The sequence below is a fragment of the Agrobacterium sp. El2ro-1b genome, assembly GCF_048298475.1.
GTDB classification, from domain to species: Bacteria; Pseudomonadota; Alphaproteobacteria; order Rhizobiales; family Rhizobiaceae; genus Agrobacterium; species Agrobacterium fabrum.
This window is the reverse complement of sequence record NZ_CP103458.1, coordinates 727074-752095: the sequence shown is the minus strand read 5'-3', so window position 1 is coordinate 752095 and position 25022 is coordinate 727074. Positions and strand designations below refer to the sequence as shown.

General features: G+C 60.0%; 27 protein-coding genes. 14 read left to right on the top strand and 13 right to left on the bottom strand.

Annotation, left to right across the window (positions count from 1 at the left end; all coding sequences use genetic code 11):
• The first annotated feature begins 66 nt into the window (after positions 1 to 66).
• Together NYR50_RS03745 and NYR50_RS03740 are read left to right on the top strand one after the other, a co-directional pair.
• Positions 67 to 321 carry a type II toxin-antitoxin system Phd/YefM family antitoxin gene (locus tag NYR50_RS03745; RefSeq protein WP_092769380.1) on the top strand — a complete coding sequence of 85 codons (255 nt, stop codon included), beginning with the start codon at positions 67 to 69 and terminating at the stop codon, positions 319 to 321.
• Positions 314 to 763 carry a type II toxin-antitoxin system VapC family toxin gene (locus NYR50_RS03740; protein ID WP_418136812.1) on the top strand — a complete coding sequence of 150 codons (450 nt, stop codon included), beginning with the start codon at positions 314 to 316 and terminating at the stop codon, positions 761 to 763. Before NYR50_RS03745 ends, NYR50_RS03740 begins: the two co-directional genes overlap by 8 nt.
• Before the next feature lie 13 nt (positions 764 to 776).
• Here the strand turns inward: NYR50_RS03740 and gmk are convergent, their stop codons facing one another.
• The 7 genes from gmk to fabD all read right to left on the bottom strand — a co-directional run bounded on the left by gmk (position 777) and on the right by fabD (position 7849).
• A complete protein-coding gene (gene gmk / locus NYR50_RS03735) occupies positions 777 to 1442 on the bottom strand; it encodes a guanylate kinase (RefSeq protein WP_092769384.1) in 666 nt (221 codons plus the stop codon).
• 5 nt (positions 1443 to 1447) lie between these two features.
• Entirely contained in the window at positions 1448 to 2335 is an 888-nt protein-coding gene (locus NYR50_RS03730; RefSeq protein WP_174008150.1) for a YicC/YloC family endoribonuclease, read from the bottom strand.
• 66 nt (positions 2336 to 2401) lie between these two features.
• The gene (gene mltG / locus NYR50_RS03725) at positions 2402 to 3622 is read right to left on the bottom strand and encodes an endolytic transglycosylase MltG (RefSeq protein ID WP_174008149.1); all 1221 of its coding nucleotides are present in this window, start codon (positions 3620 to 3622) and stop codon (positions 2402 to 2404) included.
• A gap of 362 nt (positions 3623 to 3984) precedes the next feature.
• Positions 3985 to 5247, bottom strand: coding sequence for a beta-ketoacyl-ACP synthase II (fabF, locus tag NYR50_RS03720; RefSeq protein WP_174008148.1), 1263 nt, complete (start codon positions 5245 to 5247; stop codon positions 3985 to 3987).
• 252 nt (positions 5248 to 5499) lie between these two features.
• A complete protein-coding gene (locus tag NYR50_RS03715) occupies positions 5500 to 5736 on the bottom strand; it encodes an acyl carrier protein (RefSeq protein WP_003502080.1) in 237 nt (78 codons plus the stop codon).
• Between the two features lie 351 nt (positions 5737 to 6087).
• A complete protein-coding gene (fabG, locus tag NYR50_RS03710) occupies positions 6088 to 6825 on the bottom strand; it encodes a 3-oxoacyl-[acyl-carrier-protein] reductase (RefSeq protein ID WP_174008147.1) in 738 nt (245 codons plus the stop codon).
• Positions 6826 to 6904: 79 nt separating this feature from the next.
• The gene (gene fabD, locus NYR50_RS03705) at positions 6905 to 7849 is read right to left on the bottom strand and encodes an ACP S-malonyltransferase (RefSeq protein WP_418136811.1); all 945 of its coding nucleotides are present in this window, start codon (positions 7847 to 7849) and stop codon (positions 6905 to 6907) included.
• 220 nt (positions 7850 to 8069) lie between these two features.
• Between fabD and NYR50_RS03700 the strand changes: the two genes are divergently transcribed.
• The 5 genes from NYR50_RS03700 (at position 8070) to rplI (ending at position 11875) form a co-directional block, all read left to right on the top strand.
• Entirely contained in the window at positions 8070 to 9113 is a 1044-nt protein-coding gene (locus tag NYR50_RS03700; RefSeq protein ID WP_418136810.1) for an aldo/keto reductase, read from the top strand.
• A 292-nt stretch (positions 9114 to 9405) separates the two neighbouring features.
• Positions 9406 to 9867: a 30S ribosomal protein S6 gene (gene rpsF / locus NYR50_RS03695; RefSeq protein ID WP_003496829.1), complete on the top strand. Its 462-nt coding sequence runs from the start codon at positions 9406 to 9408 to the stop codon at positions 9865 to 9867.
• A 13-nt stretch (positions 9868 to 9880) separates the two neighbouring features.
• A complete protein-coding gene (rpsR, locus tag NYR50_RS03690; protein ID WP_003496832.1) occupies positions 9881 to 10129 on the top strand; it encodes a 30S ribosomal protein S18 in 249 nt (82 codons plus the stop codon).
• Between the two features lie 181 nt (positions 10130 to 10310).
• Entirely contained in the window at positions 10311 to 11285 is a 975-nt protein-coding gene (locus NYR50_RS03685) for a DUF2232 domain-containing protein (protein ID WP_418136809.1), read from the top strand.
• A 14-nt stretch (positions 11286 to 11299) separates the two neighbouring features.
• Positions 11300 to 11875 carry a 50S ribosomal protein L9 gene (gene rplI / locus NYR50_RS03680; protein WP_006314572.1) on the top strand — a complete coding sequence of 192 codons (576 nt, stop codon included), beginning with the start codon at positions 11300 to 11302 and terminating at the stop codon, positions 11873 to 11875.
• A gap of 271 nt (positions 11876 to 12146) precedes the next feature.
• Here rplI and NYR50_RS03675 read toward each other — a convergent pair whose 3' ends face one another.
• The 3 genes from NYR50_RS03675 to NYR50_RS03665 are packed head-to-tail and all read right to left on the bottom strand — an operon-like array spanning position 12147 to position 15437.
• Positions 12147 to 13214, bottom strand: coding sequence for an HlyD family secretion protein (locus tag NYR50_RS03675; RefSeq protein WP_121690147.1), 1068 nt, complete (start codon positions 13212 to 13214; stop codon positions 12147 to 12149).
• A 19-nt stretch (positions 13215 to 13233) separates the two neighbouring features.
• On the bottom strand, positions 13234 to 14985 hold the full coding sequence (locus tag NYR50_RS03670) for an MFS transporter (RefSeq protein ID WP_418136808.1): 1752 nt from the start codon (positions 14983 to 14985) through the stop codon (positions 13234 to 13236).
• A complete protein-coding gene (locus NYR50_RS03665) occupies positions 14982 to 15437 on the bottom strand; it encodes a MarR family winged helix-turn-helix transcriptional regulator (RefSeq protein WP_006314569.1) in 456 nt (151 codons plus the stop codon). Before NYR50_RS03665 ends, NYR50_RS03670 begins: the two co-directional genes overlap by 4 nt.
• Before the next feature lie 312 nt (positions 15438 to 15749).
• On the opposite strand from NYR50_RS03665, the gene NYR50_RS03660 reads away from it, so the two are divergent.
• Complete coding sequence (locus tag NYR50_RS03660) at positions 15750 to 17246, top strand: replicative DNA helicase (protein WP_006314568.1); 1497 nt, start codon at positions 15750 to 15752, stop codon at positions 17244 to 17246.
• A 99-nt stretch (positions 17247 to 17345) separates the two neighbouring features.
• On the opposite strand, the gene NYR50_RS03655 is transcribed toward NYR50_RS03660, so the two are convergent.
• The 3 genes from NYR50_RS03655 to NYR50_RS03645 form a co-directional block, all read right to left on the bottom strand.
• On the bottom strand, positions 17346 to 17648 hold the full coding sequence (locus NYR50_RS03655; protein ID WP_418136807.1) for an AzlD family protein: 303 nt from the start codon (positions 17646 to 17648) through the stop codon (positions 17346 to 17348).
• On the bottom strand, positions 17645 to 18349 hold the full coding sequence (locus NYR50_RS03650; protein ID WP_418136806.1) for an AzlC family ABC transporter permease: 705 nt from the start codon (positions 18347 to 18349) through the stop codon (positions 17645 to 17647). Before NYR50_RS03650 ends, NYR50_RS03655 begins: the two co-directional genes overlap by 4 nt.
• 98 nt (positions 18350 to 18447) lie before the next feature.
• Positions 18448 to 19305, bottom strand: coding sequence for an AraC family transcriptional regulator (locus NYR50_RS03645; RefSeq protein WP_418136805.1), 858 nt, complete (start codon positions 19303 to 19305; stop codon positions 18448 to 18450).
• Positions 19306 to 19391: 86 nt separating this feature from the next.
• Here NYR50_RS03645 and alr point away from each other — a divergent pair, with 86 nt between their 5' ends.
• From alr to purF, 6 genes are all read left to right on the top strand, one after another.
• Positions 19392 to 20567, top strand: coding sequence for an alanine racemase (gene alr, locus NYR50_RS03640; RefSeq protein ID WP_418136804.1), 1176 nt, complete (start codon positions 19392 to 19394; stop codon positions 20565 to 20567).
• A gap of 80 nt (positions 20568 to 20647) precedes the next feature.
• Positions 20648 to 20944, top strand: coding sequence for a type II toxin-antitoxin system ParD family antitoxin (locus NYR50_RS03635; protein WP_418136803.1), 297 nt, complete (start codon positions 20648 to 20650; stop codon positions 20942 to 20944).
• Positions 20901 to 21191 carry a type II toxin-antitoxin system RelE/ParE family toxin gene (locus tag NYR50_RS03630; protein ID WP_174009077.1) on the top strand — a complete coding sequence of 97 codons (291 nt, stop codon included), beginning with the start codon at positions 20901 to 20903 and terminating at the stop codon, positions 21189 to 21191. The genes NYR50_RS03635 and NYR50_RS03630 overlap by 44 nt, the downstream gene beginning before the upstream one ends.
• A 6-nt stretch (positions 21192 to 21197) precedes the next feature.
• Positions 21198 to 22604 carry a DNA repair protein RadA gene (gene radA / locus NYR50_RS03625; protein ID WP_149897960.1) on the top strand — a complete coding sequence of 469 codons (1407 nt, stop codon included), beginning with the start codon at positions 21198 to 21200 and terminating at the stop codon, positions 22602 to 22604.
• 89 nt (positions 22605 to 22693) lie between these two features.
• Entirely contained in the window at positions 22694 to 23281 is a 588-nt protein-coding gene (locus NYR50_RS03620) for a CvpA family protein (RefSeq protein ID WP_006314559.1), read from the top strand.
• Positions 23282 to 23419: 138 nt separating this feature from the next.
• Complete coding sequence (purF, locus tag NYR50_RS03615) at positions 23420 to 24928, top strand: amidophosphoribosyltransferase (protein ID WP_006314558.1); 1509 nt, start codon at positions 23420 to 23422, stop codon at positions 24926 to 24928.
• Positions 24929 to 25022 lie beyond the last annotated feature (94 nt).

Here is a 25022-nt window from a genome sequence, read left to right as displayed (position 1 = left end):
ACGGAGGTTGCTTGCAATTCTGCGCTCAACTATTATGTCCATATATGGTCATTTTTGGAGGCAGATATGTCGAGCATGAGCGTTGCCGAAGCAAAAGCCGGTTTTGCCACACTGATCGATGAAGCAGCGAAGGGCGAGTTCGTGACGATCACACGTCACGGCAAACCGGCGGCGGTGCTCGTTTCCGTTGAGGCCGCCGAAGCAGCAAAAAAGGCGCTGAAGACCCCGCCCGCCAATTTCGGTGACTTCCTGCTAACCTATCCGGGCGGTGTGGATCTGTCGCGCAATCCAGCGACTATGAGGGAAATCGATTTTGAGTAACGGCTTCCTGCTCGATACCAATATCATATCCCGTTTTGCTCCCGACAAGCCCATCCCATTCGAAGCGACCCGCACATGGTTCCATGTACAGGGCGAAGCTGATGCACTTTATCTGTCAGCAATGACCGTTGCCGAAATCCAAAAAGGAATAGGATATCTTGTCCGCAAGGGCGCCGTCGATCGCGCCAACCGTCTGAATGGCTGGTTGAGTTCTCTAACCGGAAACTTCGGGGATCGAATATTGCCAATGGATGTCGCGGTTGCCCGTGTAGCGGGTGCGATGGAGGATGTGGCAAACAGCAAAGGCCGTCATCCCGGCCTTGCTGACCTGATCATTGCCGCCACGGCTCAAGTCTATAATCTGACTGTGACAACCGAAAACCTTAAGCACTTCATTCCGTTGGGAATTCAAGTCAATTTGCCGGCCTCACTCCAGAAATAGAACAAAACGGCTTTCAACCGAGCTTCGGCTCTTCCTCGAGCAACGACCGCACGAAGTCGAACATGCCGTGGCGGCGGTCGCGGCGGACGCGTTCGGCCTTGACGATCGCTTCTATGCCCTCGAAGGCGGCCTGCAGGTCGTCATTGAGGATGACATAGTCATAATCGCGCCAGTGCTCGATCTCTGCGCGGGAGTTAAGGAGGCGGGTCTTGATGACCTCTTCGCTGTCTTCGGCGCGACGGTGCAGGCGTGATTGCAACTCGGTCATGGTCGGCGGCAGGATGAAGATCGAGACGACGTCGGCCTTCATCTTGTCCTGAAGCTGTTCGGCGCCCTGCCAGTCGATATCGAACAGCATGTCGCGGCCGGCGGCCATCGCCGCTTCGACCGGTTCGCGCGGCGTGCCGTAAAAATTGCCGTGAACTTCGGCCCATTCCAGCAACTCGTCACCATCGCGCATGCGCTCGAAATCACGCTTGGAGATGAAGTGGTAGTGGATGCCTTCGATCTCGCTCTGGCGGCGCGGACGCGTCGTAACGCTGACGGAGAGGCTGATATTCTTGTCTTTTTCGAGCAGGTTGCGCGCGATCGTGGATTTGCCCGCGCCCGATGGCGAAGAAATCACCAGCATCAGCCCTCTGCGGGCAATCGTGACGGGAGAATTATTCACCGGGACCATGGGGTCTACTCCAGATTTTGGACCTGTTCGCGAAACTGGTCGATCACCACTTTCAACTCTATGCCCGCTGCGGTTACCGCACTGGCATTCGATTTGGAACAGATTGTATTCGACTCGCGGTTAAATTCCTGTGCAAGAAAATCGAGCTTGCGGCCGACAGGTCCGCCATTCTCCAACAGTTCGCGTGAAGCCTGGACATGGGCGTGCAGCCGGTCGATCTCCTCACGCAGATCCGCCTTGGTGGCGATCAGCGCCGCCTCGGCATGCAGGCGGTCACGGTCGAGCCCGTGCATGCCGTCACCGATGAGGGCGATCTGCTGGGCGAGCCGTGCCGCGATCTGCTCGGGCTGGCGGGATGGATCATTCTCGATGATGTCCACGAGCTGCTCGATGCGGTTGATATGGCCAGACAGGATGGCAAACAGCGACGCCCCTTCCCGCTCGCGCATGTCCTTCAGCTTCTCCACGGCAGCGGCGAAACCGGCAAGCACATCGCCATTGCGCGCTGCCTGCGCTTCCGCATCGTCTTCCGCCTCACGAAAATCGACCAGACCGCGCAAGGTGAGCAAGGTATCGAAGCTCAGCGGCTTGTCGTCCACGACATCACCAAGCTCCTTCTTGAGCGCCAGAACGGCGGCCAGCGCATCGCGGTTGATCACGGCCTCAAGCCGGTTTTCCGCAATCGCCAGCGTCAGGCCCGCTTGAATATTGCCGCGGGAAAGATGCTCACCGGCGATTTCGCGCAGGCCGGTTTCGAGCGCTTCAAGACCGGTCGGCAGACGCAGGCGCACATCGAGCCCCTTGCCGTTCACAGAACGCAACTCCCAGGCCCAGCGGTAACGGCCGGAGGTTCCTTCGCTGCGCGCAAAGCCGGTCATCGATTGCAATGTCATATCTGGAAGCCCCCTGTCATGCAGCGCAAAACGGGCCTTGTGGATGACAAGGCCCGATCGAGATTATCAGTTGTTGGCAGGCTTTTCCGCCTCGGCGCCGCCCGGTTGGCCATCCACGACCACATCGGGATTGCCGCCGGAAGCAGCCTTTTCGGCTTCGATCTTGCGCCAGCGGCGGACATTGGCGTTGTGCTCTTCAAGCGTCTTGGCAAAGACGTGGCCGCCCGTCCCATCGGCCACGAAATAAAGGTCATCCGTGCGCCATGGATTGGCGACTGCCTCAAGTGCTGCCCGTCCCGGATTGGCGATGGGCGATGGCGGCAGGCCCTTGATGACATAGGTATTGAACGGCGTCTGCTTCTGCAGGTCCGACTGGTAGATCGGCCGGTCGGAAGGCTTGCCGTCGCCACCGAACAGGCCGTAGATGATCGTCGGATCGGACTGCAGGCGCATGCCCTTCTTCAGCCGGTTATAGAAGACGGAGGCGACATGGGCGCGTTCGTCATCCTTGCCGGTTTCCTTCTCGACGATCGAGGCGAGCGTGACGAATTCCTCGACGGTCTTGATCGGCAGGTCGGGATCGCGCCGCTCCCAGACCATGTCGATCAGCTTGTCCTGCGCAGCACTCATCTGGCTGATGATTTCTTCGCGCTTGGTGCCGCGGGTGAAACGATAGGTATCCGGGCGCAGACTGCCCTCAGGTGGCAGCGTTGCGGGCAGTTCGCCGTCCAGCACCTCGTCTGCGGCAAGGCGCGCGAACATCTGCTTCACGGTCAGGCCTTCCGGCAGCGATACGGAATAAAGGATCGACTTGCCGGATTCGAGCAGCAGCATGATGTCCTTCATCGAAGCGCCGGCCTTGATCTCATATTCGCCTGTTTTCAGCGTTTGATCCTTCTGCAGATAGCTGCCGGTCATCAGGCGGAAAACGCGGGCGTTGGAGATGATGTCGTTACGTTCGAGATTATTGGCGATCTCGATGAGGCCAGCACCGTTGCGGACGGTGAAATGGGTGTTCGTTTCGAGCGGACCGGGCTCCTGAAACGAATTGATCATGTAATAGAAGGCGGCAATGGCCAGCACACAGACGGCAACGGCAAGCGTCATCAGAAAATTCAGGAAGATCACCAGCTGGCCATGGGCCTTGCGGGAACGCTTCGGCGGCGCCGGCACTTTTTCCGGCCTCAGCGCCTCGGTCGGGGACTTCGGGATGATCGGGCCGCGATTGCCTTCGCCCGCGCCATTTTGTCCTGATGGTCCCTGGCTGTTCTGATTCGTGTCGCTCACCGTCGGTCCTTTTCAGTTCGGCGTTGTCAGCGCTTTTTGCGCAGGTAATGCGGCAAAAACAGGTTCGGAATGCCGTCCCGCACCACATGGAGATATCGTGAAGCCCCGATTGCGCTTCACGACCATCGTTTCGGACAAAGCCGCTGGAGAAAGCCGTTCGCGGCCGGATGATATCCCGAACCGCCAAGCGCCTTCCATAAACGACTACAATATCGGCGCGAAAAGCGGAATGGCTTTCGCAAGCCGCAATCTGTTCTTCAAAGGAAAGAACATGCTTGTCAGCGCCCCGCAGGGAGCGCCGCAGAAACCACGAACGGCTTGCGGCGCGGGACACCCTCTGCGACGGCGGGTCGCCGCCGCGATTATGCTTCGTAACGACGCAGCACGAGCGAGGCGTTGGTGCCGCCGAAACCGAAGGAATTCGAAAGCGCCACGTTGACCTGCCGCTTGCGGGCCTTGTGCGGCACGAGGTCGATCTTCGTCTCGACATCGGGATTGTCGAGGTTGAGCGTCGGCGGAACGATATTGTCGCGGATCGCAAGCGTCGCGAAAATCGCTTCGATCGCGCCGGCAGCGCCGAGAAGATGGCCGGTGGCCGACTTGGTGGAAGACATGGAAATCTTCGGAGCCGATTCGCCGACAAGCCGTTCGACCGCGCCAAGCTCGATCGTGTCGGCCATGGTGGAGGTGCCGTGGGCGTTGATATAGTCGATATCGTCAGGCGTGAGGCCAGCGCGCTTCAGCGCCATGGACATGCAGCGATACGCACCGTCGCCGTCCTCGGACGGAGCCGTGATGTGGAAGGCATCGCCGGACAGGCCATAACCGACAACTTCGGCGTAAATCTTCGCGCCGCGCGCCTTGGCGTGTTCGAGTTCTTCGAGAACAACGATGCCGGCACCTTCGCCCATGACGAAACCGTCGCGGTCGCGGTCATAGGGGCGCGAGGCCTTTTGCGGATCGTCATTATGCTGGGTGGAGAGCGCCTTGCAGGCGGCAAAGCCGGCAAGCGAAATGCGGCAGACCGGCGATTCGGCACCACCGGCGACCATGACATCGGCATCGCCAAGCGCGATCAGTCGGGCGGCGTCGCCGATAGCGTGTGCGCCGGTCGAGCAGGCCGTTACCACGGAATGATTCGGTCCACGCAGCTTGTGGCGAATGGAAACCTGGCCGGATACGAGGTTGATCAGACGGCCGGGAATGAAGAATGGAGAAATGCGACGTGGGCCCTTGTCGCGCAGCGTGTAACCCGCCTCGACAATGCCTTCCAGACCGCCAATGCCGGAGCCGATCAGAACGCCGGTGGCGACCTGGTCGTCGTCCGTTTCCGGATGCCAGTTTGCGTCGGCAAGCGCCATGTCGGCGGCAGCCATGCCGTAGAGAATGAAAGGATCGACCTTGCGCTGTTCCTTGGGCTCCATCCAGTCATCGGCATTGAAGGTGCCGTTGGAGCCGTCACCAACGGGAATGCGGCAGGCGATCTTCGCGGGCAGGTCTTCGACCTCGAATTCAGTCACGAGACGAGCGCCGTTCTGGCCGGCCAACAGCCGCTCCCAGGTCACTTCCGTTCCGCATCCAAGAGGAGATACCATGCCGGTACCGGTGATAACGACACGCCTCATCGCCAATGCTCCGCCCTTATCCAAATCATCGGTCTTTCTGCAACACCGGGCGCCATGGGATAGTACGCACGGCAGGCTGCAGTATGTCTCAATCTTTGTATGAAGGTTACAGGCAGCGCTGTCGCGGCCCGTGACCCATTGCGACATCGGGAACGCACACCCTTCGGGGCACGTACCGTCTGCCTATAAAACATTGGCCCGGACAAGCCGGGCCAAGACGGGAAGATATGTCACCTTCCCGATGAAGGTCGATCAGGCCTGGGCCTTCTCGATGAACTTGACGGCGTCGCCGACAGTCAGGATCGAGTCAGCTGCGTCGTCGGGAATTTCAACGCCGAATTCTTCTTCGAAAGCCATGACCAGTTCAACGGTGTCGAGCGAATCAGCGCCCAGATCGTCAATGAAGCTGGCGCCTTCGACAACCTTGTCGGCGTCAACGCCAAGATGATCAATTACAATTTTCTTTACGCGTTCTGCGATATCGCTCATGTCGGTTTCCTCGACCTTTATTTTGAAAGGGAATGCCTTTCGGCACCCTGCCCTGTTAGAAGCCCTCATGCGCCGTTCAAATCCGGCACCGCTGGCAAACCCGTTCAACCCGGTCCAAGCTAGACATCGTCACGCAAAATCGCAACGGCTTCCTGTCTCTCCGGGACGACTGTTCACAGTCTTGGCCCGCTTAACATGGTTTCAATCGGTCGAAAAGCCTGAAAACGCGCTAAGCACAGCGTATGACAGGCAATTTCGCCGAAAACCGGCAAGTCGGGCCTTGCGGCGCAAGCTACCCAAGAAGGTGCTTAAACAGCGCCGCAATCCTTTTCACGACGGCGTGGAGCGCCGTCAGATCATCGCCATGCCGCCATTAACGTGCAGGGTCTGGCCGGTCATGTAGGCTGCCTCATTGGAAGCCAGATAAAGAACGGCCGACGCAACCTCGGCACCGGTGCCCATGCGCTTCATGGGAATGGCGCCCATGATGGCGTCTTTCTGCTTATCGTTCAGCTTGCCGGTCATCGCGCTTTCGATGAAGCCCGGCGCCACGCAGTTGACGGTGACGTTGCGGGTGGCGATTTCCTGCGCCAGCGACTTCGAAAAACCGATCATTCCGGCCTTGGAGGCGCAATAATTGGCCTGGCCGGGATTGCCGGTGACACCGACGATGGAGGTGATGTTGATGATGCGGCCGAAACGGCGGCGCATCATCGGATGCGTCAGCTCACGCGTCAGGCGGAACATCGCGGTCAGGTTCACCTCGATGACGTTGTCCCAGTCATCGTCGCTCATGCGCACGAAGAGGCCGTCCTTGGTGATGCCGGCATTGTTGACGAGAATGTCGACGCCTTCCAGCTCGGCTTCGGCCTTTTCGCCGAGCGCCTTGACCTCGGCGCGGTCGGCAAGGTTAGCCGGGAAAATCTTGACGCGGTCGCCAAGTTCCGCCGCCAGAGCCTCGAGCTTTTCAACGCGCGTGCCGTGCAGGCCGACGGTTGCGCCCTGCTTGTGCAGAAGGCGGGCGATTTCCTCACCAATGCCGCCGGTCGCGCCGGTTACGAGAGCCTTGCGGCCTGTCAGATCTAACATGTCCTATTCCTTCTTTAGAGCTTCGGACCAAATGGTTGGCGCTGTCGCGCCCGATGAATATTTTGGCGGCTCTTCAGCCTTAGCCGATAAGCGTGGCAAGCAGCTGGTCGATATCGGCCGCACCGTTGACGGCAACGCCGTTCACCGTCTTGTCGATGCGGCGGGCAAGGCCCGTCAGCACCTTGCCGGAGCCGATCTCATAAAGCTGGGTCACGTTGTTGGCGGCAAACCATTCCACCGTCTCGCGCCAGCGCACCTGGCCCGTCACCTGCTCGACCAGCAAAGCGGCGATCTCATTGGCATCCGAAACGGGAGCGGCGCGCACATTGGCGATAACAGGCACCACCGGATTGTGCTTTTCGACTTTCCCCAGCGCCTCGCGCATCGCTTCCGCTGCCGGCGCCATCAGCGCGGAGTGGAAGGGTGCGGAAACCGGCAGCATGATGGCGCGCTTGGCACCCTTTTCGGAGGCGATCGCCGCCGCCTTTTCGACGGCAGCCTTGCCGCCTGATAGGACCAGCTGGCCGCCGCCATTGTCATTGGCGATCTGGCAGACGCCGAGAATGCCGGCTTCCTCGCAAATGGCGGAAACGGCATCGTGCTCGAGCCCGATGATTGCAGCCATGGCGCCCTCGCCGACCGGTACGGCGGCCTGCATGGCATTACCGCGGATGCGCAGAAGACGCGCAGTATCGGCGATCGAGAAGGTGCCGGCGGCACAGAGCGCCGAATATTCACCGAGCGAATGGCCGGCCACATAAGACACCGTATCGGACAGCTTCAGGCCACGCGCTTCCAGAACGCGCATCACTGCCATCGAGACGGCCATGAGGGCCGGCTGGGCGTTGGCGGTCAGCGTCAGCGTTTCTTCCGGGCCGTTCCACATGATGTCGGAGAGCTTCTGGTCGAGCGCGTCATCGACTTCCTGGAACACGGAGCGCGCTTCCGGGTAGGTGTCCGCCAGCTCCTTGCCCATGCCGACGGCCTGGCTTCCCTGACCGGGAAATGTGAATGCAATACCCATGGGATGTCGTCCTTCTTGTCTGGCGTTGCCTTTATTCTTGTCGACTTCCATTCACATTCCCGCCGGCGAAGTCAAGCTTGAAGCCCTATAACGCGCCATTGCCCGGGGTTTTACAAACCTGTTTTCCCCTTTCTTTTAGTCATATTTTTTCTTGCACTGCGGCAATTCCCGATTAGTTTCACACCACCTTCCAAAACTGGCCAAGCACCGGGATACCTCCATGAAACAGAAACTATTGGGTCGCACGGGCATCTCCGTGTCTGAAATCTGCCTCGGCACCATGACGTGGGGCACGCAGAACACCGAAGCCGAAGCGCATGCGCAGATGGATTACGCCATCGAAAACAGCGTCAATTTCTTCGATACGGCCGAGCTTTATCCCACCACCCCGGTTTCCGCCGAAACGCAGGGACGAACGGAAGACTATATCGGTGCGTGGTTCGAAAAGACCGGCAAGCGTGACCAGGTCGTGCTCGCTACCAAGGTCGCCGGCTCGGGCCGTGACTATATTCGCGGCGGTCGCGACATCGATGCCGCCTCGATCCGCGAGGCGGTGGAGACCAGCCTCACGCGGCTGAAGACCGATTACATCGACCTTTACCAGATTCACTGGCCTAACCGCGGCACCTACCATTTCCGCGGCGCCTGGGGTTTCGATGCTTCCGGGCAGGACACCAAGCGCACGCTTGCCGAAATCACCGAAAAGCTCGAGACGCTCGGCGAACTGGTGAAGGCGGGCAAGATCCGCGCCATTGGCCTTTCCAACGAAAGCGCCTGGGGCACCCAGAAATATATCGATATCGCCGAGGCCAACGGCCTGCCGCGCGTCGCCACCATCCAGAACGAATATAATCTGCTCTATCGCAGCTTCGACCTCGACATGGCGGAAGTCGCCCATCACGAAGATGTCGGCCTGCTCGCCTATTCGCCGCTGGCGGCGGGGCTGCTGACAGGCAAATACCAGAACGGCGCCCGCCCGGCGGGCTCGCGCGGCACCATCAACAAGGATCTCGGCGGCCGCCTGCAGCCGCATCAGGAAGCGCCGGTCAAGGCGTATCTGGACCTTGCCGCCGCACACGGGGTAGACCCGGCCCAGCTCGCCATCGCCTTCTGCCTCACCCGCCCGTTCATGGCCTCCGCCATCATCGGCGCGACCAGCATGGAACAGTTGAAGGTGGATATTGCGGCGGCGGATGTGGCCCTGTCGGAAGACCTACTGAAGGGTATCGCGGCGATCCACCGGCAATATCCGATGCCGATCTGACGGGATCACAGCGCGCTTTTTCGCCCTTTGCCCTTGCATTCCAGGCAAATTTGCGTATAAGCGCGCTGTTCACAACATCCGGTCCAATTGGCTGGTGGCTGAACGGAGGGCTGGTTCCGGTAACGGAACAGCAGGAACCATAAGGTTTTTCCGGCCTCCCGTGTCTCCGCTCTCGACCGTCTCGAACAACGCTTTTCTTGCTTTAAGGCTTTATCGCCTAACCCAAGAGCAGTCGTTGAGGCTTAGCGCCGTTGCCGGGTGAAGGACGAAACGCAAGAAAGGCAAAGCTTAAATGGCTCTTTACGAACACATCTTCCTTGCCCGGCAGGATATTTCTGCCCAGCAGGTCGACGCACTTGTCGAGCAGTACAAGGGCGTTATCGAATCGTTCGGCGGTAAAGTCGGACGCGTCGAGAACTGGGGTCTGAAGTCCCTCACCTACCGCATCAAGAAGAACCGCAAGGCTCACTACGCTCTCATGGACATCGACGCTCCGGCGGCTGCGGTTCATGAAGTCGAGCGCCAGATGCGCATCAACGAAGACGTTCTTCGCTACATGACCATCGCCGTCGAAGCCCACGAAGAAGGCCCGTCCGCGATGATGCAGAAGCGCGACCGTGACGACCGTCCGCGCCGCGATGGCGACCGTCCGGACCGTGGCCCGCGTGAAGATCGTGGTCCCCGCGCACCGCGCGAAGGTGGCTTCGGCGACCGCGAAGACCGTCCGCGCCGTCCGCGCGAAGACCGTGCATAAGGAGAATTGACCAATGGCTGATACATCCTCTTCCCAGGCACGCCGCCCGTTCCACCGCCGTCGCAAGACGTGCCCCTTCTCCGGCGCAAACGCTCCGAAGATCGACTACAAGGACGTTCGTCTCCTGCAGCGCTACATTTCCGAGCGCGGCAAGATCGTTCCTTCCCGCATCACGGCCGTTTCCCAGAAGAAGCAGCGCGAACTCGCCCAGGCGATCAAGCGCGCCCGTTTCCTCGGCCTGCTGCCCTACGTCGTAGCGTAATGAATTGAAGCGAGGCTGCGTTTTTAACGCGGCCTCGTTTTCTCGACCAGCTGATTCTTAATCAGCGGGTCGAAATTGCAATCCTTCCGCGTTGGGCGCGGATCGATACCATAAAACCCATGTTGGGGATGAGGCTCTCTGGAGCGATCCTCTAACTGCTTAGTTTCAGCAGGACAGCGACGTGCAGAAGTTGAACCAGACAGTGCTGATCTCCGGCGTTCTCGCCGGCATATGCGCCGCGTTTCTGACGCTTGGCGCAACGGCACAGTCGTCGCTTTCTTTCCTGCTTTACGCCGGTTCGGCCATGCCCATCTTCATCGCCGGCATGGGCTGGGGCAACCGCGCCGCTATTATCGCGATCATCACCACCGCCATCATCGGCGCGCTCGTCATGTCGCCGCTTTTCGCGCTGACCATTGCGATCTTCACGCTGATCCCGGCGGGCTGGCTTTCGCATCTCGCCAATCTGGCGCGCCCGGCCTCCGAACTCGGCGGTCCTGATGATCTGCTCGCCTGGTATCCGCTGTCCGGCATCGTCCTGCATCTTTGCATTCTGGTCTCGGTCGCCGTCGTCATTCTCGGCTGGATGATCGGTTATGGTCCCGATCTCGTCGCCCGCATGGTCGACATCATGATGACCTCGGTGCAGAACCGCGAACCCCTGTTCGAACCCAATGCCGAAGCGCTTACCCAGACGAAGTCGCTGCTGGTGCTGATGCTGCCGATCGTCCAGGGTGGCCTGTGGGTCATCCTGCTGTTTGCGGCCTATTATGTCGCGACCCGGCTGGTCGGCTCCTTCGGCAAGGGCCTTCGTCCGCGCGAAGACATTGCTTCCGCGCTGCGCATGCACCGCAATGCGATCTTCATCTTTCTTGGCGGCATCGTCGCCATGTTCTTCGGGGGCGTCGCCGCCATGATTGGCGCCGTCATCTGCGGCACCTTCGGCGCTGGCTTCCTGATGGCGGGTTATGCCTCGCTGCATAAAAAGGCGCGCGGAAAGGACTGGCGGCTGCCGGTTCTCATGCTCGCTTATCTCTCGGCGGTCTTTGTCTTTCCGCTGTTCATCATTCTCGTGCTCGGCCTGAGCGACGTGCGCAGCACGATCTCTCTGACGCCGGCACGGAAAACCGACACAACGAACGAAACCAAACCATAGAAAGGATCAAGAAGATGGACGTTATTCTTCTCGAACGCATTAACAAGCTCGGCCAGATGGGCGAAACCGTCAAGGTTCGCGACGGTTATGCCCGTAACTTCCTGCTGCCGCAGGGCAAGGCGCTGCGCGCCAACGCCGCCAACAAGACCCGTTTCGAAACCGAGCGCGCAACGCTTGAAGCCCGTAACCTCGAGCGCAAGTCGGAAGCCCAGACGGTTGCCGAAGCGCTTGCAGGCAAGTCCTTCATCGTCGTCCGTTCGGCTGGCGAAACCGGCCAGCTCTACGGTTCTGTTGCTGCCCGCGACGTCGTCGAAATCCTCGGCGCCGAAGGCTTCAACATCGGCCGCAACCAGGTTGAACTGAACACGCCGATCAAGACCATCGGCCTGCACAACGTTACCCTGCACCTGCACGCCGAAGTCGAGCTTCAGGTCGAGCTGAACGTTGCCCGTTCCGCCGAAGAAGCCGAACGTCAGTCCAAGGGCGAAAGCCTCACCTCCGCTGACGCTATCTACGGCGTTGACGAAGATGCCCTGCGTCCGGAAGACTTCTTTGATCCGGAAGCTGACGGCAACGAAGACGACGAATAAGATCTGGCCCTTGTGGTCATAGGAAAACCCCGGATGGCGACATCCGGGGTTTTTTGTTTGCGGGCTTCGAGTTTGCGGAGAGGTTTCCCCCCCTCTGCCCTGCCGGGCATCTCCCCCTCAAGGGGGGAGATCGACCCGCGGCGAGGTCGCGGCAATCTCGACATTTGAGAATGAAGCAACGGGAGAGCTTCTTGTTGATCGCCCCCCTTGAGCGGGAGATGTCCGGCAGGACAGAGGGGGGTATAAACCACACCCCCCCAACCTTTACCAACTACTTCGCCGCCGTCTCCGCCCCATCAGGCGCCTTGCTCTTATCCAGATGCACCACCACCGACATACCAGGTGAAAGTTCCGCCGCGAGCGGCTGATCGGCATCGATCACGATCCGTACGCCAAGACGCTGGGCGATCTTCACGAAATTACCGGTCGCATTGTCGGGCTTGATGACGGCGAATTCCGAGCCGGTGGCGGGCGAAAAGCGCTCCACATGGCCGGTCAGCTTGCGGCGATGCAGCGCATCGACCGAAATCGTCACCGGCTGGCCCACCTGCATGCCGGCAAGCTGGGTTTCCTTGAAATTGGCGATAACCCAGACATCATGCGGCACGACGGCCATCAATTGCGTGCCAGCGGTGACATATTGGCCGGTGCGCACGCCGACTTCGCCGAGCCTGCCATCCACCGGCGCGCGAATCTCGGTATTGGCAAGATCGATGCGGGCGAGTTCAACGGCGGCCTCGGCATTGGCGACGGCCGCCTGTAACGAGCTGCGGTTGACGATGATGGTCTGCAAATCCTGACGTGAAACCTCAAGCGCCGCTTTCGCCTGCGACAGTGAGGCGCGCGCCTTTTCAAGCGCCGCATGGGCCTCTTCCTGAAGGCTGGAAGTTCCCACGCCGCTCTTGATCAGATTATCCTGCCGGTCGGAGGCGAGCTGCGCCTGCTTCAGCGATGCCTCGGCACTGTCAACCGCCGCCTCGCTGGAGCGGATATTGGCATTCGCGGCATTTTCCTGCTGGCGGGAATTGTCGAGTGCTGCCTTGTGGGTATCGAGTGTGGCTTCCGCCTGTGCCTGTTTCTGGTGGTAGATGCGGTCATCGATCTTGGCCAGCAGCGTGCCCTGCTTGACTTCCTGATAGTCCTTCACCGGGACATCCACGACATAACCGCTGACCTGCGGGCTCATGGTCGTCACATAACCGCGCACGAAGGCGTTGTCGGTCATTTCGACGGTAGACAGGAAAGGCGGCAGCCGCCAGGCGTAAAGCACCAGCGCAACGCCGGCGATGCCGCCGAGCAGCACGAGGATGGAAACGGGGGTAAAAAACTTCTTCAGCATTTTGTCACTCTTGGAATTTTCATGACTGTAGCGCCGGCGCGGTATCGGTCTTTTCCCGCGATAGGAAAGGCCGGACACGCATCCAGACAAGGTGGATTAAAAGGACTGCCAGCGCCAGCGCGGAAACGACGGAGATGAGCAGAAACGTATCGTTATAGGCCAGCACATAGGCTTCCCGGCTCACCTGCTGGGCAAGCAATGTCAGGCCCTCGGCCTTCAGCAGCGCCGGATCGGTAATGACGTGGCTGTAAGCCCCGGAAAGCTGGGACACGCGCTGGGCAACCAGCGGATTGGTAAGGAGAATATTCTCCACCAGAATATTGGAGTGAAACTTTTCACGCAGCGTCACGAAGCTGCCGAGCAGACCAGTCATCAGCATCGAGCCGGTGATCTGGGTGAACAGAAAGATGGCAATGAAATTCACCAGATAGGGCGCTCCCCGACCAAGGGCAGCCGCAAAGCCCTTGGCCATGACCGGCGGCAGGAACATGGCTGCCCCGAAAGCGATCATCATCTGGCTGAAATACATCTGTTCCGGCCGAGTCATATTGGTGGACTGGCTGTCCAAAAACGAACCGGCAGCAATCAGCGTGAGCGCAATGACGTGGGCCGTATCGACATATTTGCTCAACATCAGCCACGCGCAGGCCGCACCGCCCAGTACGGTCGCCAGCAGCACAAGGGCATAAAGCGTTGTCGTCTGGTCGTTCAAAAGACCGAGTTGCTGATAAAAGCTGACGGCGGTTGAGGATTGCTCGGAAGAAACCGCGCGGTAGATAAGCAACACAGCCATCACATGCAGGTTGGTTTTGGAAAAAATCCAGCGCAGGTCAAGCAGCGGGTTCTTGCGCGGCAGTTCGATGAAGGCCATCAACGTCAGAAGCGCAATGGATGTCGCCAGCAGCGCCCCAAGCCACCACGTTTCAAACCACCAGTAAAACCTGCCGAGCGTCAGCATGACCGCGAGGCAACCGAGACCACCAGCAAACAGCACGTAGCTCAAGATATCCATGCGCTCGATGACTTTCGCGCGCGGCGGCGGCGTGACTTTCAGAACATGGATCACGGCGAGCGAGATCAGCGCAAACCCCACTTCCATGGAATAAAGCGCGTTCCAGCCGTCGATTTCCAGCAGGGAGGGCGACACGATGCGGGCCAGCGGCGCCGACAACAGGGTGCCTGTCAGCGCGATGCTGAAGCCGAGCGAGAATTTCCGCGCCGGCGGAAAGGCCTCCAGAATATAAAGAAAGCCGAGCGAGGAGATCGGCGCCGCCGCCATGCCGCTGACGAAGCGGATGACGATCGCCGAATGCAGGTCCGTCACAAAAAGATTGAGGCAGGAGGCAACGACGAAAGCGATAATCGAGAGTTCGGCAAAGGGCCGCAGGCCATATTGTGCCCGCACCTTGAAAAGCGCGATGGAAAAGGTGGCATAGGGCGCCATATAGGCGGCGGAAAGCCAGGCGACCTCGGCCACCGTCGCGGAAAATTCGCCCTGCAACTGGTAGATATTGGCCATGACGAGGTTCATGCCCAGCCCTTGCGTGATGAAAAACGACAAGCCGGCAAAGATGAAACAGAGCCGGAGCCATAACGGCCGCTCCACCGGCTGTGGTGCGGCGGGAACGGCGGCTTCCACCACGGTCTCGTTTGCGCTGGCGGCACCTTGCGGTACAGTCGCTACCTCTCCCGGAAGCTCCGAGGATTTGGCGGTCACCTCGGTATTTTGGGACGTGGCATCGCCTGTGGTCTGCGGCAACGTGCTGCTCACGATTGGGCCCTCCCCGCTGCGAGGTTCTGCAGATTGGCCGAAAGGCGGCGCATCACATCGAGTGCCATGGCCAGATCTTCAGAGGAAATATCGGCGGTGATTTCCGAACGCAGCGACTTTGCCACCGCCTGCACCGTGCCCGAAGTCTTCTCACCTTCTTCAGTCATATGGATGCGCTTGGCGCGGCGGTCGTTCTCATCGGAGCGACGTTCGATAAGGTTCTGTTTCTCCATGCCGTCAAGCACCCGCACCAGCGTCGGGGTTTCGATTTCCATTTCCTCGGCAAGTTCCGTCTGCGTCAGCGGACCGCGCCGCGAGAGCGCAAAAAGCGCCCGCGCACGGGCAAGCGTCAGGCCGCTTTCCCCTACCCGCGCATCGAAAAACGCGCGCAGTTTGCGGGTGAAAGCGGAGACTTCATCCAGAAGCTGCTCCTTGTCGGTCTCGCGGGACATGTCAGTAAGCCTTATAATTAGCACACTACTTATTTACTGCCTATTTATTCGCAAGCCTGACGATTTTCAAGTTTCTTTCGTGCCGGGTCTGCCATGCGGTAAACTCATGGCAGCGAATCACGTTGCCGGAAAATTCCCGGCACCTTGTCCCCACCCCCCTGTGGATTGCTGGGGACAACTGAAGATGTGATCCAGCTTTGCGGACCGGACACCAGCCTGCCGTATAGTGTTGCAACAATATCATTGACTGCCATGCCCCAGGAAGCCAAACCCGAGGTTTAAGGACAAAGGCAAAGGGAGATCGCGCAAACCATGAACGACGCTGTGAGAAAGATCACTCCCGCGCAACCGGCGGAACCGCATTACCGCGAGGCGCCGAACAATATCGAGGCCGAACAGGCGCTGCTTGGCGCCATCCTCGTCAACAACGACGCCTATTACCGCGTCTCGGACTTCTTGAAGCCCGTGCATCTCTACGAACCGCTGCATCGCAAGATTTTCGAGGTGGCGGGCGATATCATCCGCATGGGCAAGACCGCCAATCCGGTGACGATCAAGACCTTCCTGCCGGCCGATGACAAGATCGGCGACCTGACGGTGGCGCAATATCTCGCGCGCCTGGCGGCCGAAGCCGTATCGATCATCAACGCGGAAGACTACGGCCGGGCGATATACGATCTGGCGCTGCGCCGTGCGCTGATCCAGATCGGCGAGGATGTCGTCAACATCGCCTATGACGCGCCGCTCGACATGCCGCCGCAGGCGCAGATCGAAGACACCGAGCGCCGCCTGTTCGAACTGGCGGAAACCGGACGTTATGACGGCGGTTTCCAGTCGTTCAACGATGCGGTGGCGCTGGCGATCGACATGGCGGGCGCCGCTTTCGAGCGCGATGGCAACCTCTCCGGCATTTCCACCGGCATTCATTCGCTCGATGGCCGCATGGGCGGCCTGCAGCGTTCCGACCTTATCGTGCTGGCGGGTCGTCCGGGTATGGGCAAAACCTCGCTTGCGACCAACATCGCCTATAATATTGCCGCCTCCTATGAGCAGGAAGTGCAGCCGGATGGTTCGTTCAAGGCGAAGAATGGCGGTGTCGTCGGTTTCTATTCGCTCGAAATGTCGTCCGAACAGCTGGCCACCCGTATTATTTCCGAGCAGACGGAAGTCTCCTCCTCGAAAATCCGCCGTGGTGACATCACCGAAGCGGATTTCGAAAAGCTCGTCGCCTGCTCCCAGATGATGCAGAAGGTGCCGCTCTATATCGACCAGACCGGTGGTATCTCCATCGCCCAGCTTTCCGCCCGCGCCCGCCGCCTGAAGCGCCAGCGCGGCCTCGATGTTCTGGTCGTGGACTATATTCAGCTGATGACCGGCGCCGGCAAGAGCGGCGAAAACCGCGTGCAGGAAATCACCCAGATCACCACCGGCCTCAAGGCGCTGGGCAAGGAACTCAACGTTCCGATCATCGCGCTGTCACAGCTCTCCCGTGCGGTGGAAAACCGTGAAGACAAGCGCCCGCAGCTCTCCGACCTGCGTGAATCGGGCTCGATCGAGCAGGACGCCGACGTGGTTCTCTTCGTGTTCCGCGAGGAATATTACGTCAAGAACATGGAGCCGCGCGATATTTCCGACCCCAAATATGCCGAGTGGGAAGCGCTGTTCGACAAGGTGAAAGGCACGGCGGACGTCATCATCGCCAAGCAGCGTCACGGACCGACCGGTACCGTGAAACTCGCCTTCCAGTCCGAATTCACACGCTTCGCCGATCTGGCCGATCCGAGCTTCACCCAGTACGAAGAGCATTGATCCAAAACACAGCGAGGGTGACGTATTTTCACCCTCGCTGTCCGTTCCGCATTCCAGACGCCGAGTCCAGAGTCTTTTCAGGACGTTGGCGCGATTTTCTTACAATCCGATTCCGCGCAGCAGCGCCACGGATGCAACGCCGAGGGCTGCTGCCGGCAGCAGGCTGAGCCGCAGCGCCGCGGCGGCGGTTATGGCGCAGGCGATGGTTTCCGCCAATCCGCTGGCGAGCGCCGTCGGCGTGACCACGGCCATCAGAACGGCGGGTGGTACCACGCCGAGCGCCTTCTTCAGACGCGGCGTCAGGGTGAAATGACTGACCAGCAGCAGGCCCCCAAGGCGCGTTGCAACAGTTGCCGCCATCATAGCGAGGATCGTCAGTAGCGTGTTCAGGTCGAGCGTCATGCCAGCTGCTCTATCTGTTCCTCACGGCTGAAGGCGGCGACCGCAAGCCCCGCCAGCGCGCCGGCGGCGATATACCAGGCGCCTGGGACCAGCGCGTGGGTGAGGCAGGCAGCGGATGCGCTTGCCAGAAGCACCAAGCCGGTTTCCTTGCCCTTCCAGAAGCCCATGAGCAGCACGATGAAGACGGCGGGAAAGGCAAAGTCCAGACCGATCACCGACATGTCTCCCACCACCGCACCGAGTAGCGCGCCGGCGAGTGTTGCAAGATTCCAGACGAGATAGATGGAGAGCGCGGCACCGGCGAAAAAGGCTGCCGTGAGCCTGCCGGCGATGACCCGGAATTCCGCCAGGGCCCAGGATTCATCCGTCAGCACCAGCATGGCCGCGTATTTCCGCCAGCCCTTGAAATCATCCAGCTTGCCGGCAATGGAGGCGCTCATCAGCACATGGCGCAGATTGACCAGCAGCGCCGCAAAACCGAGCGCGGTCCAGCTCGCCGGGTGAGTCCAGAGATCCATGGCGACGAACTGCGAGCCGCCGGCAAAGACGAGCAGCGACATCAGCGAGGCCTCGAGCGGCGACAGGCCTTTGCTGATGGCGACTGCACCGAACACGACGCCGATCGGCACCATGGCAACCAGCAATGGAGCGGCGGACCTCAGCCCCGCAATCAGTTCTGCTCGTTTTTCCGATATGGACATCGCATTCTCCCTTTCAGGCGGGAGGAATTACGCCGGGGACGCCAGGGTGGTCTTGAACGAAAGTGCTGCCGAACGGTTTTTATGGAAAACCGTTGCCCTCACCCAAGCCGGAATTGGCCCGGCGTGACGCCGGTGCGCGCCTTGAAATGCCGGGTGAAATGCGCCTGATCGGCAAAACCGCACAGTGCCGCCACCTCGGCCGGCATCTCACCGGCGCGTAGCAGACGGCGCGCCTGCCGGATGCGTACATCGGTCAGATAGGCATGCGGGGTGATGTGAAATTCCTTCCGGAAAGCACGGATAAGATGGGCGCGGCTGAGACCGGCGATAGATGCCAATTCCTCGAGGCCGATATCGGTTTCGTAATTATCGGCAAGATAGTCGCGGACTGTATAGACCGCCGTTTTTTCGCGCGTTTCGACTGGCAGGATAATGGTGCTGCCGTGCCTGCCGAAGAGAGCTGCGAGAACCGAGAACATGCCCTCATCCGCTTCCAGCGCGCCGGATTTAGCCTCCAGCCGCCGGTGCGCCATCTGGAAGGCTGCGGCCATCTGCGGATCGCGCGGCAGGAATTTTGGAAAGGACGGCATGCCGTGAAAGACCCGGCCCGTCACGTCCTCGATGATGTCGCGCAACAGTTCCGCGTCGGGATAGATCATCCTATAACGATAGCCGCCGCCGCCCGGCGCACCGTCGTGAACCTCGTCGGGATTGATGAGATAAAGATGTCCCGGCCCCGTCTGCTCGGTGGTGCCCTGAATGGTGGAAATCTGCGAGCCGCTTTCGATAGCGCCTATGGAAAACGTGTCGTGCGCATGCGGCGAATATTCATGGGTGAGGAACGTCGCGCTCAGGCATTCCATGCCGCCAAAACGCCGGTCACGCCAGAAACGCGTGGTTTCCGTCGTGGCAACGGGCATGACATCCAGAGCCTGTTTCTGCGAAACATTGTGCATGAGCGAGGTTTAAAGCATTCGATCCTTACCGTCTTGAACAAAAGTGCTAGGGTCTGGCCGGTTCCAAATCAACCGGACGCAATGGCATGACAGACGACTTCGAAGACAGCTTTCCCGAAAACGAAACCGATGCTTTCGAGCAAGCCCCGCTGCGATTGACCGTCGATCTCGGCGCTCTCGCCGACAATTGGCGAGACATGAAGAAGCGTTCCGGAAGCGCGCGGACGGCAGCCGTCGTCAAGGCCGATGCCTATGGCCTCGGCATCGAGGATTGTGGCGCGACCCTCTACCATGCCGGCGCGCGGGATTTCTTCGTGGCGACGGTGGCCGAGGGTGCGACCCTGCGTTCCTACGCCCCGGAAGCGCGCATCTTCGTGCTGTCAGGCATTTGGCAGGGCCAGGAACGGCAGGTCTTCGACAATGATCTGGTGCCGGTGCTGGCCTCCGAGGAACAGCTTTCCTTCTGGATGGCGACGGTGGCCGAGCGGGGTGACCACCCCTGCGCGCTGCATGTGGATACCGGCTTCAACCGCTTGGGACTGCCGCTCGATGACGCGCTGTTTCTGGCCGACGACGTCACCCGCCCGGCAAGTTTCGACCCGGTTCTGGTGCTGTCGCATCTCGCCTGTGCCGACACGCCATCTTCGCCGATGAACAGGGTCCAGCTCGAATCATTCCGCAGGATTAGCGCTGCTTTCGAAGGTATCGAATCAAGCCTTTCGGCTTCTGCCGGTATCTTTCTCGGTCCCGACTATCATTTCGACCTCACCCGCCCCGGCATCGCCCTTTATGGCGGCGAGGCGGTCAACGATGTCGCGAACCCGATGCGGCCTGTGGCAAAGGCCGAGGCGCGGATCATCCAGATACGCGAAGCAGGCGAAGGCCAGACGGTGAGCTATGGCGGCAGCTTCCTGCTCAAGCGCGCCAGCCGGCTTGCCATCGCATCCGTCGGTTATGCGGATGGATATCAGCGCTCGCTCTCAGGCTCGGGCATTCCGCTGCGTGAAATGGGCCATGGCGGCGCTTACGGTGTCGTCAACGGCCATAAAGTGCCCGTCGCCGGTCGCGTGACCATGGACCTGACCATTTTCGACGTAACGGATATTCCGGCAAATGCCATCCGCGCTGGCGATTATATCGAGCTTTTTGGCCCGAACGTCCCGGTCGATGAAACCGCACGGGCGGCCGGCACGATCGGTTACGAGATGCTGACGGGGCTCGGCCTGCGTTACGAACGGCAATATCTGATGGCGGATGACTGAGCGCCGCCTTTAGCTCTTGGAAAGCCGACGCGACCTGTGTTAAAAGAGAACAAAAGGAGATCGAAATGCCCGAAATCCATTTGAGCGAGCAGGACGAGAAGTTCATTGAGGAGCAGGTGGCGGCGGGCATCTTCAAGGATGCGGACTCGGTCGTCTCGGCTGGTTTACGTTTGCTCGGTAGCAAGGAAGGCAAACTCGTAGAGCTTCAACGGCTGATTCAGGAAGGGCTCGACGACGTGGAGGCTGGCCGGGTGATGGCATTTTCCACGGCGGACGATTTAACAGCGCACATAATCAAGCTCGCGGAGGAGCAGAATGAAGCGAAGGCGTCTAGTGGTCACCGCACGGGCGCTGGACGATCTTCTCGCCGATCATAATTATATCGCGCAATTCAATCCCGTCGCGGCCAAGCGCTTTCTGGACGACATCAACATCAAAATGATCTCGCTAGCGCGATACGGGATAACAGGCGTGCCTCGGAGCTTCGCGCCGAATTTGCGGGCTTTCCCCTATCGTGATCGATGCATCTATTTCGTTGTCGATGACAAGAAGATGTATGTGCTGCGAGTGCTGCACGGCCATCAAGACATTTCCGCCGACAATTTCAAACAAGAAGAAAACTGACAAAACATGGCCAAAGCCAAGACCCAATTCGTGTGCCAGAACTGTGGCACGGTGCATAACCGCTGGGCAGGAAAATGCGAAGGCTGCGGCGAGTGGAATACCATCGTCGAAGAGGACCCGATGGGCGGCATCGGCTCCGGGCCGGGCAAGGTGCCGAAGAAGGGCAGACCCGTCACACTCACCTCGCTGTCCGGCGAAATCGAGGAAGCGCCGCGCATTCCGACCGGCATCAGCGAACTGGACCGGGCGACCGGCGGCGGTTTCGTGCGCGGTTCGGCTGTGTTGATCGGCGGCGATCCGGGCATCGGTAAATCCACCCTCTTGATGCAGGCAGCGGCCGCCCTTTCGCGGCGCGGGCACCGCGTCATCTATGTCTCGGGCGAAGAGGCGGTGGCGCAGGTGCGCCTGCGCGCCCAGCGGCTCGGTTCGGCGGATACCGACGTGCTTCTGGCGGCGGAAACCAATGTCGAGGATATTCTGGCGACGGTTTCGGAAGGCAAGCGGCCCGATCTCATCATCATCGATTCCATCCAGACATTGTGGAGCGACACGGCTGATTCCGCCCCCGGCACGGTGACGCAGGTGCGCACCGGCGTGCAGGCGATGATCCGTTTCGCCAAACAGACGGGTGCGACCATGGTGCTTGTCGGCCATGTGACGAAGGAAGGTCAGATCGCCGGTCCGCGCGTGGTGGAGCACATGGTCGATGCGGTGCTTTACTTCGAGGGCGACCGTGGCCATCACTATCGAATCCTGCGCACCGTCAAGAACCGCTTCGGGCCGACGGACGAGATCGGCGTGTTCGAAATGTCGGATGGCGGTCTGCGGGAAGTCTCCAACCCCTCCGAATTGTTCCTCGGCGAGCGCAACGAAAAATCCCCCGGTGCTGCGGTTTTTGCCGGCATCGAAGGCACCCGTCCGGTGCTTGTCGAAGTGCAGGCGCTGGTCGCCGCCACGTCGCTTGGCACGCCGCGCCGCGCCGTGGTCGGCTGGGACAGTTCGCGGCTTGCCATGATCCTTGCCGTGCTGGAGGCCCATTGCGGCGTGAAGCTCGGCCAGCATGACGTCTATCTGAACGTTGCCGGCGGATACCGCATTTCCGAACCGGCGGCGGATATGGCGATTGCCTCGGCTCTGGTTTCCTCGCTTGCCGGTCTTGCCCTGCCCGCCGATTGCGTCTATTTCGGCGAAATCAGCCTGTCGGGTGCGGTGCGGCCAGTGGCGCATACGGTGCAGCGGTTGAAAGAAGCTGAAAAACTTGGCTTTTCCGCCGCACTTCTGCCGTCAGGTTCGGCTGAATTGCCGAAAGCGGGCAAGGGTCGCTGGACGGAAATTGAAAGCCTTCCGGACCTCGTGGCCCGCATCGCCGGCTCCGGCAACCGGTTCAAACAGGTTGAGGACGACGAATATTGATCCTTTCGCCAAGGGAAACAGTGGTGTAAGAGGATCGCAAAATTGGCAAGGCAGCGTCTGACAAGGCGTCGCACCTCCGGAGTTGGTATATGCCCATTACAATTTTCGACGGCATCGTCATCGCCGTTGTTCTTTTCTCCGCCCTTCTTGCGATGGTGCGCGGTTTTTCCCGCGAGATTCTGTCGATTGCGAGCTGGGGCGGCTCGGTCGCCGCGGCCTATTATCTTTATCCGGTGCTGCTGCCCTATGCGCGCAACTATACCGATGATGACAAGATCGCGATTGCCGGTTCGGCAGGCGTGGTCTTCCTCGTCTCGCTGATCGTGATTTCCTTCATCACCTCACGCATTGCCGATTTCATCATCGACAGCCGCATCGGCGCACTGGACCGCACGCTCGGTTTCCTGTTCGGCGCGGCCCGCGGCATCCTGCTCTTGGTCGTCGCGGTCGCCTTCTGGAACTGGCTGGTGGATGTGAAGACGCAGCCGCAATGGGTGACGCAGGCCAAGTCCAAGCCCTTTCTCGACGGGCTGGTGGGCAAGCTGGAGGCGGTTCTGCCTGACGATATCGAACCGCAGATCCGCGCCCGCATCCTTGGAAAACCACAGGAACCGGCAGCCGCGCAGACGCCTGCGGAAGACGTGCCGGCAACAAATCAACCGGCAACGAATAATTGACACAGTGTCGCGCCTTGCAATGCATGCAAGGCGCGCTATTTGTGCTAAATATCAAGCACGACACAGATGGGCCGACCGGAAGAGATACTTACCGGAGAGGTCTTTCTTTTTTCTCGGTAGAGAGCAAGGGCAAGCCGGATGATTGAGCCGCTTTCGCATTCCCCGTTTTCTGGGTCCACTTTCAAGGAAGAGATCGACGGCGATACGCTGCATGAAGAATGCGGCGTTTTCGGCATTCTCGGCCATGACGATGCCTCGGCGCTGACCGCTCTCGGCCTGCATGCGCTTCAGCATCGCGGCCAGGAAGCAGCCGGCATCGTCTCCTTTGATGGCAAGCGCTTCCACCAGGAACGCCATATGGGCCTCGTCGGCGATCATTATACCGATCCGGCAACCCTTGCCCGCCTGCCCGGCTCCATCGCAATTGGCCACACCCGCTATTCCACGACAGGTGAAGTGGCGATGCGCAATGTGCAGCCGCTGTTTGCCGAGCTGGAAGAAGGCGGCATTTCGATTGCCCATAACGGCAATTTCACCAACGGCCTGACGCTGCGTCGCCAGATCATCGCCACCGGCGCCATCTGTCAGTCGACATCGGATACCGAAGTCGTGCTTCATCTCATCGCCCGTTCGCGCCACTCTTCCACCGCCGATCGTTTCATCGATGCTATCAGGCAGATGGAAGGCGGTTATTCGATGCTGGCGATGACGCGGACCAAGCTGATCGCCGCCCGCGACCCGATCGGCATCCGCCCGCTGGTCATGGGTGAGCTTGATGGTAAGCCGATCTTCTGCTCGGAAACCTGCGCGCTCGACATCATCGGCGCGAAATTTGTGCGCGACGTGGAAAACGGCGAAGTCATCATCTGCGAAATCCAGCCTGACGGTTCTATCACCATCGATGCGCGCAAGCCGTCGAAGCCGCAGCCGGAACGTCTCTGCCTGTTCGAATATGTCTATTTCGCCCGCCCCGATTCCGTCGTCGGCGGCCGCAACGTCTATACGACGCGCAAGAACATGGGCATGAACCTTGCCAAGGAAGCACCGCTGGAAGCCGATGTCGTGGTTCCGGTTCCCGATGGCGGCACGCCAGCAGCGCTCGGTTTTGCGCAGGCAAGCGGTATTCCCTTCGAATACGGTATCATCCGCAACCATTATGTCGGTCGCACCTTCATTGAGCCGACGCAGCAAATCCGCGCTTTCGGCGTCAAGCTCAAGCATTCCGCCAACCGGGCAATGATCGAAGGCAAGCGCGTGGTGCTGGTGGATGATTCCATCGTGCGCGGCACGACGTCGGTCAAGATCGTGCAGATGATCCGCGAAGCCGGCGCCAAGGAAGTGCATATCCGCGTTGCCAGCCCGATGATCTTCCATCCGGATTTCTACGGCATCGACACACCTGACGCCGACAAGCTGCTCGCCAACCAATATGCCGATGTGGACGCCATGGCGAAATTCATCGGCGCCGATTCTTTGGCTTTCCTGTCGATCGACGGGCTGTACCGCGCCGTTGGCGGTGAAAACCGCAACCATGCGCGCCCGCAGTTCACCGACCATTATTTCACCGGCGATTATCCGACCCGTCTTCTCGACCAGAACGGCGAGGCCATGGGCAGCAAGATTTCCATGCTGGCCAGCAACGGCTGATTTTTAACAACGACAAAGCGGCCACCGGCTTCCGGGGCCGCTTTTTTCTTGTCTTTTGTTCAGGCCGTCGCATGCGACGATATGATCGCTTGCG